Here is a 9,144-nt window from a genome sequence, read left to right on the forward strand (position 1 = left end):
CATCAGTAAGGACAGGAATAGCTTTCTCATCGTTGTTTTGGGTTTTGGTTAACAGTTACAAAGATAAGGGATTTGAAGGGTTGTCGGGGTTCAGGTTCAAGGTTTAAGGTTTAAAGTTTAAGGTTTCGGGTTTCGGGTTTCGGGTTTCAGGTTTCGAGTTTCAGGTTATAGGTTCAAGGTTTCTGGTTTCTGGTTTCTGGGCTTCGCCTGTCCGCCTCCCGGCGGATCCGCTAGCCAACGGGCTGTCATTGTGAAATTTTATCATTTTTTGAAGCCGCGTAGCGGCGGCCGTATGGTTGAAAATAAAAAATCCGCGCCGATCCGCGCTGAACGGAGTTCATCCGTAGCATCCGCGTTCCATTAAACCCATTCCACAAATCCACGCAAATAGAAAAACACAAATGGCCACAAATATTTGTGTCAATGGTCTTTTCATTTGTGTCCATTTGTGGAGAAAAATCGTGCACTGCAATCCAAAAAACCTCCCCCCAACCCTCTCGCCTGAGGCGAGACAAGCTATCCAAAGGGGGAGTCACGGGCTGCAATTCCTTAACCACAACCTGTGCAACAAAAAAAGGCCGCCCCAAAACGTGGGACAGCCTTTTCTTTTCATGTGTTGTTAATTATATCGTCTCGGTTTCCACTACTTTGGCCAGGATGTCGGCGTAGGGAATGATGAGGTAATCCTTGTCTTCAAACTTCAGTTCGGTGCCGCTGTATTGCTTGAAGATGACCACGTCGCCGGGTTTGATCTCGGCGTTTTCGATGGCGGCCATGCTGACCACGGGGGCCATGCGGGGCTTCTCTTTGGCGGTATCGGGGATGATGATGCCGGCGGCGGTGCGTTGTTCTTCTTTCTTGTCCGAAAAGTCAAGAATGACTTGTTGATTTACGGCTTGCAGTTCTTTCATGGTAATGTTCTTTTACTATTGATGATATCGTTTTTACGGGGAATCCCCTTTGGATATTAAATTTCGAGCAATTGTTTCAGGCGGTTCTGGTCGAAACCCACCACCCACTGCCCGTTGATGTCGGTCTGTGGCACGCCTTGCTGGCCGGTGCGGTTCACCAGGGTTCGGGCGGCCTGTTCATCGCGCGAAACATCAACATCGGTAAAGGGGATATTGTTTTTGCGCAGCCAGCCTTTCAGGGTGTTGCACCACGAGCAGGTCGGGGTTGAATAGACGGTGACCCTTTTGTGGGCTTTGCCTTCGGCGCGGGCTTTGGCCTGGTAGATGGCATTCTGTGCGATGGCCTTGTAATAGCTGCTGTCCTGGCAGCCCTTGATGACGCTGCTCAGCCTGCCATGATCGAACACCAGCAGGGAGGGCACACTGGTGATGGCGTATTCCCCGTGGATGTCGCGCACCTTTGCCACATCGGCGGTAAAGACCGGGGCGTCAGGCTGCTCGGCAAGGGCCTGCTGAAGGTTCTGAAAGGCACAGAGGCTCTGCTGCCCATCGGATTTGAAAAGCAGCAGGAAGGCCTTCTCGGTGGCTTTCGCCTTTTCAAGAAATTCGTTGTGTGAATGAACCTGTTCCATTGTTATGCTTACAAATTTTGATGCTGTTCTTAAGTTATACCAGTTCAGGCTGGCGCTTGCGGGTTTTCTGCTCGTGCAGGAAGCCGGAAGCTGCCAGGGCGGCAATGGTGCCATCGCCCACGGCCGTGGTGACCTGGCGGTAGCGCTTGACGATGCTGTCGCCGGCGGCATACACGCCCTCAAGGCTGGTCGACATATCGGGCTTAACAATAATTTCGCCCCATTGGTTCAAATCAAGCACCCCTTGCAGGAACTCTGTATTGGGCACATAACCAATGAAGATGAACACCCCGTCGGTGGCGAACTTGCTGATCTCACCCGAGTTGAGGTTTTTGATGTCGACGCTTTCGAGTTTTTCTTCGCCATTGAAAGCCACGATGGCCGACTGCATCATGAAGCTGATTTTCGGGTTGCTGCGGGCTTCCTCTACGGCGTGCTCAAAGGCCTGGAAGTGGTCGAACTGGTGAACGACGGTCACTTTGGAGGCATATTTGGTCAGGGATACGGCCTCTTCGAGGGCCGAGTTTCCTCCGCCTACGACTACAATCTCCTTATCGGTAAAGAAGTCGCCATCGCAGGTGGCACAGTAGGAGATGCCGCGTCCCTTGAAGCGGCCCTCGCCCTTAACGCCCAACGTACGTGAACGGCCGCCGGGGGTGAGGATCACTGCATGGGCCGTGAACACCATTCCGCCTGACAGGGTCACCTGCTTCAGCTCGCCTTCGAGCTGCATGCTTTCAATGACAATGTTTGATTTGATATCGCACCCGAAGCCCTTGGCTTGTTTCCGCATGATACTTGCCAGCTGGTAGCCGCTCATGCTTTCCACGCCGGGGTAATTGGCGATCTCGTGGGTAAGCACCATTTGTCCGCCCACGGTGCCGCTGTCGAGCAGGAGGGTCTTCAGGCGGGCACGCGACAGGTAGATCCCTGCCGTTAGTCCGGCAGGGCCTGCACCTATCACGATGGCATCATAATGCTTTACTCCATCCATGGTATTATGCATTTACGGGCTGAGCAAAATGTTCGTCAATAATGGCAGTGATCTGCTGACGGCTCTGGATGCTCGAAGTGGCTTTTACCACCTTGCCGTTTTTGTAATAAATGGTAAAGGGGATACCCATAAAACCGCGTACTTCGGGGAGGTTGCGGATCACATGAGCCTCGGGATGGTCAAATTCCATATCATAGAATTTCACGTGGGGATATTCTTCCTCGAGTTCTTCGGCAATGCCATAAACGGGGATACACATGGGTCCCATGCGGCCACAGATGACCATGACATTTTCGTTTTCGTTAATGATTTTGGCATGCTCGGCTGCCGACTCGATGTGCTTCAGATTGGTGTACAACATGGTTTTAAATTTTTTGAGGATTATTGTTTTTTGTTTATTGCGTTTGAAAATTGAACACTGCAAAATTACCATCCCCTTCTTAGATGGCGAAGAAAACGGGCATGGCATTTACCACCCCCCGGGTTGAGATAGGTCAGGAAATTTGTTGATGTAAACCCGGCGGGGTCAGGAGGCCCCGCTGAGCGGAAATTGCATTTCCGCTCTGAACATTGCAGAATTTGCAATTCTGCAGATTTTGATAGCTCTGCCAGGCCATGCCTGGTAATGGCAAGACGATGTTCTTTATTTAATAAGAGGGTTGGACCATTACAAATGATCCTTTATTCCGAGCGGCATTGCAAATGCCGCTCAGCCGGGAGGGAGGAGGGTTATTCCACAGTCACCGACTTGGCCAGGTTGCGCGGCTGGTCAACATGGCAGCCCCTCAGCACAGCGATGTGATAGGAAAGCAGTTGCAGGGGAATGGTGGCCAGCAGGGGAATGAAGATCTCCTCGGTTTCAGGAATCTCGATCACATAGTCGGCCATACCCCTCACGATTTCATCGCCTTTGGTTACGATGGCGATGATCACCCCTTTCCTGGCCTTCACCTCCTGGATGTTGCTGATCACCTTTTCGTAGGTGCCTTTGTTGGGTGCCAGCACCACCACGGGCATCTGTTCGTCGATGAGGGCGATGGGGCCGTGTTTCATCTCGGCGGCAGGATAGCCTTCGGCGTGGATGTAGGAGATCTCCTTGAGCTTCAGGGCGCCTTCGAGGGCCACCGGGAAGTTATAGCCACGCCCCAGGTACAGGAAGTTGCGGGCATCCTTAAAATGGGTCGATATTTCGTATATCAGGTCGTTGACTTTCAGGGCTTCCTCTACCTTGGCGGGAATGGATTCCATCTCGCTGAGGAGCTGGAAATACCTCGATTTGGACAGGGTGCCCTTGCGGTCGGCAATGGCCAGCGCCATCAGGGCCAGCACGGTGACCTGTGCGGTAAATGCCTTGGTGCTTGCCACCCCTATTTCAGGGCCGGCGTGGGTGTAAGAGCCTGCGTGGGTGGCGCGGGCAATGGATGAGCCCACCACATTGCAGATACCCAGAATGGTGGCACCCTTTGATTTGGCTAGCTCGATGGCGGCCAGGGTGTCGGCCGTTTCGCCCGACTGGCTGATGGCAATGACGATGTCGTCCTCGTAGATGACAGGGTTGCGGTAGCGGAACTCGGAAGCATATTCCACTTCCACGGGGATACGGGCCAGGTCCTCAAAAAGATATTCACCTACCAGTCCGGCATGCCAGGAGGTGCCGCAGGCAATGATGATGATGCGGCGGGCATTGAGGAATTTCTGCTCATAATCGATGATGCCGCCCAGGACCACCTCACCGGTGGACAGGGTCAGCCTGCCCCGCATGCTGTCCTTGATGCTTTTGGGCTGCTCAAAAATCTCCTTGAGCATAAAATGGGGGAAACCACCTTTCTCAATGGCAGAGAGCTGCATCTCGAGGTGATGTACATAGGGTGTTTTTTCCTTGTTGCGGATGGTCTTGATCTTCAGATCGCCCTTACGGGGGATGATGGCGAGTTCCTCATCATCGAGGTAGACCACGTTCTGCGTATACTCCACTATGGGAGAGGCGTCTGAGGCAATGAAGTACTCGCCCTCGCCCAGGCCGATCACCAGGGGGCTGCCTTTTTTGGCGGCGATGAGCAGGTCGGGGTCGCTCTGGGAGATCACTACGATGGCATAGGCGCCCACCACGTAGTTCATGGCAATGCGCACGGCCTCCACCAGGTCGACGTTTTCGTTTTGCTGGATGTCCTCAATGAGGTGGATCAGGACCTCTGTGTCGGTATTGCTCTGGAAAACATAGCCCCGGTTGATCAACTCGGTTTTTAGCGAGCCGTAATTTTCGATGATGCCGTTGTGGATGATGGCCAGTTTGCGGCTCTGACTGAAATGTGGATGGGCATTGACATCATTGGGTTCGCCATGGGTGGCCCAGCGGGTATGACCGATTCCCACGGTACCTGAAAGGTCTTCGCCTTTCAGCCTTTCTTCCAGGGATGATACTTTCCCGTGGTTCTTAAACAACTTCAGGCCGCCATCAAGCAGGGCCATCCCAGCGCTGTCGTAACCACGGTATTCAAGTCTTTTCAGACCTTTAATCAATACCGGGTATGCTTCGCGCGGGCCAATATAGCCAACAATTCCACACATAACTCTGGATAAGTTTTGGGGAGAAAATCAATTAAACTGGGTATACCTGATTTCGAGTTTCATGGGGTTCTCCTGCCGGCCAGGCCCATTCAGCACCACGCGCTGGGCATTTTCGGCTGAACCCGATATCAGCAGCACCAGGTCGGCATTCTCCAGTTTCCCATCAATCACTTCCTGGATGTGCTGCGTAATATTGAACTCGTATTGATTCAGGTCCTCATTATAGGCGCCCCCAAAGTAGGAAGCCCCGATATTGTAATCGCTCAGGGCAACCAGCTCTTCTTCCTCTGACATTTGCAGCAGGATGAGGTTATTAGCCGCATAAAAATTATCCGTGACGAAATTGGTGTCGACCGGAACAATCAGTTTTGCCTGGTTAATGTAAATACTGGAAACTTCCGACAGATCCATAATATGAGGCAGGTTGATCCGGGTGCGAAGCCCCCCAAGAGCTTTCAGGAACAGCAGGGTGTCGTTGGTTTGCCCGGGGTTGTTGAGCTGTTCAGTAATGGCAGGATGACTGCCCTGGAAGTCAAAATGCTCGACATAGGTCATGCGGCGGGTAAAGTCATTGACATAAAACCGGTAATTCCTGGACACGGGAACGGTGTCAGCGGCCTCGTGGTAATAGATGGCCATGTAGGTAAAGGGGGAATACATGTTGATGTTGAAAATAGATCCTCCCTCGGAGAAATTATCTGCAACGGTAATCATGATTCCTTTGAAATATTCCAGGAAGTTGGTGATATTCTCAAAATATTCGGTGCCATTGGCATCCAGGATCTTCTGGCCTATACGGTCGGAGAGCCTCATTTTAAAATGGGGCGCGAAATAAAGGGTATCGATCAGGGTACTGTCGGCAGGAGCAGGGCGCAGCAAACGCTGCCCGATATTTCGCTGATCGACAGCCAGGGGCTGGTTGTTGTAAAGGGTGTCGGCATCAGGGATGTCATCGAGCAATTCGAAGACCCTGATGGTCTGTATGGTTTCCTCGTTTCCGTAAAAGGAACCCGTATACCCCAGGGAAAGGACAACGGAGTCGAGTATGGGTTCTTCGCCAAGGGAGAAGTCGTTGGCAGGCAGACGAAACTGTGTCAGGATGCTGGCCCTGGTTTTCCCGAACACCGGGTCATGCATCATGCCCAGCAGGTTTTGATACCCCAGATTGGTCGGGATGGTGTCATCCTTTTCAAAATAGGTGGTAATGCTGACCGTATCGGTTATCATAAAACCAGCCTGATCTTCAATCAGGTCTAGTCCGATGGCATCGGGCTCAGTGCAGGACTGCCAGGAAAGCAGCAGGAAAAATACAGCCAGAACGGAAAGCGGAAGGCGGAAAAAACCCCCGCTTGAACGGGGGATCATTTGAGTTTTCAACATTGATATTTTTTGAATCAGCAAGGTCAGGAACAAGGGTTATGTTTCAAAACGCAAATTTATAAGAATTTATTCTGAAACAACGGGTTCATTAACCAATACCTCATCATAAAAATCGTTAAAGGCCTCAATATAGGTTTCCATGGGCTGGTAATCCAGCAGGGGCTTATTCGATTGACGGGCATATTGCTCGACTTCGGGATGAATATCCTGGTGGCCGAAAATAACGCCGTCGGCATAATCGATGGCAGCCTTGCTGATGTTCACAAAGGTAGGATCCTGATACTGGGCAATATGTTCTGCTTTGATGTCCTTGCCCTGCAGTTTCTTATACAGTTCAGGATTCAGCGAGCCGGGGAATTCATCATTGTAGACTGAATAAACCACTTTGGTGTCAGAAAACATGGGGTTTTCCTTAAGAGCCACCTTAAGGTAGAGCGGCATCAGGCTGGTGAACCAGCCATTGCAATGAACCACATCAGGGGCCCAGCCCAGTTTCTTCACAGTTTCAATGACGCCGCGGGCAAAGAAAATGGCCCGTTCATCATTGTCGGGGGCATACTTTCCCGATTTGTCGGCAAGGGTGTACTTGCGCTGGAAGAAATCTTCATTGTCGATAAAGTAAATCTGCATGCGGGCTGCCTGGATGGAAGCCACTTTTATAATCAACGGATGGTCGGTATCGTTGATCACCAGGTTCATACCCGAAAGGCGGATGACTTCGTGAAGCTGATTGCGACGCTCGTTGATATTGCCGAAACGGGGCATAAACGTTCGAATCTCCTTGCCTTTTTCCTGAATACCCTGGGGAAGATGCCGGCCGATAAGGCCCATGTGGCTTTCCTTCAGATACGGGGTGATTTCCTGTTGAACGAAAAGTACTCTGGGTTTTTCCATAAACGTAAGGAGTTGACTGTTAGAAAGAAAAAATGGTTTGCAAATTTACGGATTTTTTTGGTCATTTTCAAATTTAAGTTTTAGCTTTGCCGATTTGTTTTGTGTAGCCGTTTCTTTATGCTTACTTTTGCAATCAGCTAATTTGCAGTAAGATACTTTTGGGGCTTTAAAAAACACATTACGAGAACTTCATTCTGATTTATTTATTCCTGACGATTTACTCCGTGAAAGGTTTAGGCAGATATTTTAGGGTTTTGATATTCCTGGCGCTGGGCTTGCTGCTGCTATGGTGGGTTACCCGCGGGCAGGATCTCGACAAGATCATGGAGGAGTTCAGGAATGCCAATTATTTCTGGATTCTGATGGCCATGGTTGCAGGCATTTTCAGCCATGTTGCCAGGGCCATGCGCTGGAACATCCTGATCAGGTCGATGGGGTTCAAAGTCGGGCTGGGCAACACCTTCCATGCCGTCATGTCAGGATACCTGGCCAACCTGGTGGTCCCCCGACTGGGAGAGGTATCCAAGTGTGCGGTTTTAAGCAAATCCAATGGCATCCCTTTCAATTCCCTCGCAGGAACGATGATCGCAGAGCGTTTCGTCGACCTCATCACCCTCATCCTGCTCATGTTTTTTACCATTGTCTTTCAGTTTCATTTCCTGAAAGATTTCTTGTATAACTTTTTCTTTGGGCCCTTGCTGGAAAGGGGGACTTCAAGCCTGGTAATCGTAATGATTGCAGGAGGGGTGAGCCTGATTCTTACCATTGGCTTTTTTTGGTGGCTCCGGTCAAAACTCAGGGATGCAGAACCGGAAAGTTTTGGATATAAGCTCCGACGGCAGCTCAGAGGCTTTGTTAACGGCATCAAAACCCTCTGGAGGATGCGCCGGAAAGGCTGGTTTCTGTTCTATTCACTGGTCATCTGGGGGTTATACTTTCTGAACGCCTACCTCAGTTTCTTTGCCATTGAAGCAACCTCGCATCTGTCGCCGGTTGCCGGCATCACCCTGCTTGCCGTGGGCAGCCTCGGCATCCTTGCCCCCGTTCCCGGAGGCATCGGAACCTATCACTTCATCACCATTGCTACCCTGACCCAATTATACCACATAGCATCGGAGCCGGCCACCTCTTATGCCTACATCACCCATGCCGGGCAAATGATCCTGATCATAGGCACCAGCGCCATCTTATGGTTTATTTTTACCGTCAGGAAAAAAGGTGCAGCAGAAACACAAATTCCTGATGTAATTTAATACAGGCTGAACAAGCCTTTGAACTGCACGTTAATGAATTAGCGAACGTTAATAAACCCAGCTCGTCATGATCAGAAAAAAAGAAATCATCGATTCAAAGATCATCCAGGCAGGGAATCATGAAAGCCTTTCGCGGCAGGTTAAATACTGGGGTTTTCACGGAAAAAAAGTGGTCTTCACCAATGGTTGCTTTGACATTTTGCATCTTGGACATATCGACTACCTGTCGAAGGCAGCCGACCTGGGGCATGTGCTTGTCGTAGGACTCAACACGGATGCTTCAGTCAGAAGGCTTAAGGGGCCAGGTCGGCCGGTAAACGACCAGACGGCCAGGGCAGCCCTGATCGCCTCCCTGTTTTTTGTCAGCAAGGTAGTGCTCTTTGATGAGGATACACCTTATGAGCTCATCAAAAGCGTGCAGCCCGACATCCTTGTGAAAGGCAGTGATTACAAGCCGGAAGATATCGTTGGCTACGATGTGGTGAAAGCCCGAAACGGACAAGTGGTGACCA

General features: G+C 50.8%; 9 protein-coding genes. 2 read left to right on the top strand and 7 right to left on the bottom strand.

Annotation, left to right across the window (positions count from 1 at the left end; all coding sequences use genetic code 11):
- Positions 1-623: 623 nt before the first annotated feature.
- From V2I46_11930 to V2I46_11960, 7 genes are all read right to left on the bottom strand, one after another.
- On the bottom strand, positions 624-911 hold the full coding sequence (locus V2I46_11930) for a co-chaperone GroES (protein ID MEE4178207.1): 288 nt from the start codon (positions 909-911) through the stop codon (positions 624-626).
- A 56-nt stretch (positions 912-967) separates the two neighbouring features.
- The gene (locus tag V2I46_11935; GenBank protein MEE4178208.1) at positions 968-1,543 is read right to left on the bottom strand and encodes a glutaredoxin domain-containing protein; all 576 of its coding nucleotides are present in this window, start codon (positions 1,541-1,543) and stop codon (positions 968-970) included.
- 34 nt (positions 1,544-1,577) lie between these two features.
- Positions 1,578-2,537 carry an FAD-dependent oxidoreductase gene (locus tag V2I46_11940; protein MEE4178209.1) on the bottom strand — a complete coding sequence of 320 codons (960 nt, stop codon included), beginning with the start codon at positions 2,535-2,537 and terminating at the stop codon, positions 1,578-1,580.
- A 4-nt stretch (positions 2,538-2,541) separates the two neighbouring features.
- A complete protein-coding gene (locus tag V2I46_11945) occupies positions 2,542-2,898 on the bottom strand; it encodes a thioredoxin family protein (protein ID MEE4178210.1) in 357 nt (118 codons plus the stop codon).
- A 368-nt stretch (positions 2,899-3,266) separates the two neighbouring features.
- Positions 3,267-5,105, bottom strand: a complete 1,839-nt coding sequence (gene glmS, locus V2I46_11950; GenBank protein ID MEE4178211.1) for a glutamine--fructose-6-phosphate transaminase (isomerizing) — start codon at positions 5,103-5,105, stop codon at positions 3,267-3,269.
- 27 nt (positions 5,106-5,132) lie between these two features.
- Complete coding sequence (locus tag V2I46_11955) at positions 5,133-6,470, bottom strand: DUF4270 domain-containing protein (protein MEE4178212.1); 1,338 nt, start codon at positions 6,468-6,470, stop codon at positions 5,133-5,135.
- Positions 6,471-6,551: 81 nt separating this feature from the next.
- Positions 6,552-7,379, bottom strand: coding sequence for a glycogen/starch synthase (locus V2I46_11960; GenBank protein ID MEE4178213.1), 828 nt, complete (start codon positions 7,377-7,379; stop codon positions 6,552-6,554).
- A gap of 254 nt (positions 7,380-7,633) precedes the next feature.
- Here V2I46_11960 and V2I46_11965 point away from each other — a divergent pair, with 254 nt between their 5' ends.
- Both V2I46_11965 and V2I46_11970 read left to right on the top strand, forming a co-directional pair.
- The gene (locus V2I46_11965; protein MEE4178214.1) at positions 7,634-8,632 is read left to right on the top strand and encodes a lysylphosphatidylglycerol synthase transmembrane domain-containing protein; all 999 of its coding nucleotides are present in this window, start codon (positions 7,634-7,636) and stop codon (positions 8,630-8,632) included.
- Positions 8,633-8,699: 67 nt separating this feature from the next.
- The coding region (locus V2I46_11970) for an adenylyltransferase/cytidyltransferase family protein (GenBank protein ID MEE4178215.1) at positions 8,700-9,144 on the top strand (445 nt) is incomplete at its 3' end.

This window comes from Bacteroides sp., from assembly GCA_036351255.1.
GTDB lineage: Bacteria > Bacteroidota > Bacteroidia > Bacteroidales > UBA7960 > UBA7960.

Coding starts and splice junctions, on each gene's coding strand:
- V2I46_11930 (MEE4178207.1), bottom strand. CDS start 911: ATGAAAGAACTGCAAGCCGTAAATCAACAAGTCATTCTTGACTTTTCG.
- V2I46_11935 (MEE4178208.1), bottom strand. CDS start 1,543: ATGGAACAGGTTCATTCACACAACGAATTTCTTGAAAAGGCGAAAGCC.
- V2I46_11940 (MEE4178209.1), bottom strand. CDS start 2,537: ATGGATGGAGTAAAGCATTATGATGCCATCGTGATAGGTGCAGGCCCT.
- V2I46_11945 (MEE4178210.1), bottom strand. CDS start 2,898: ATGTTGTACACCAATCTGAAGCACATCGAGTCGGCAGCCGAGCATGCC.
- glmS (MEE4178211.1), bottom strand. CDS start 5,105: ATGTGTGGAATTGTTGGCTATATTGGCCCGCGCGAAGCATACCCGGTA.
- V2I46_11955 (MEE4178212.1), bottom strand. CDS start 6,470: ATGATCCCCCGTTCAAGCGGGGGTTTTTTCCGCCTTCCGCTTTCCGTT.
- V2I46_11960 (MEE4178213.1), bottom strand. CDS start 7,379: ATGGAAAAACCCAGAGTACTTTTCGTTCAACAGGAAATCACCCCGTAT.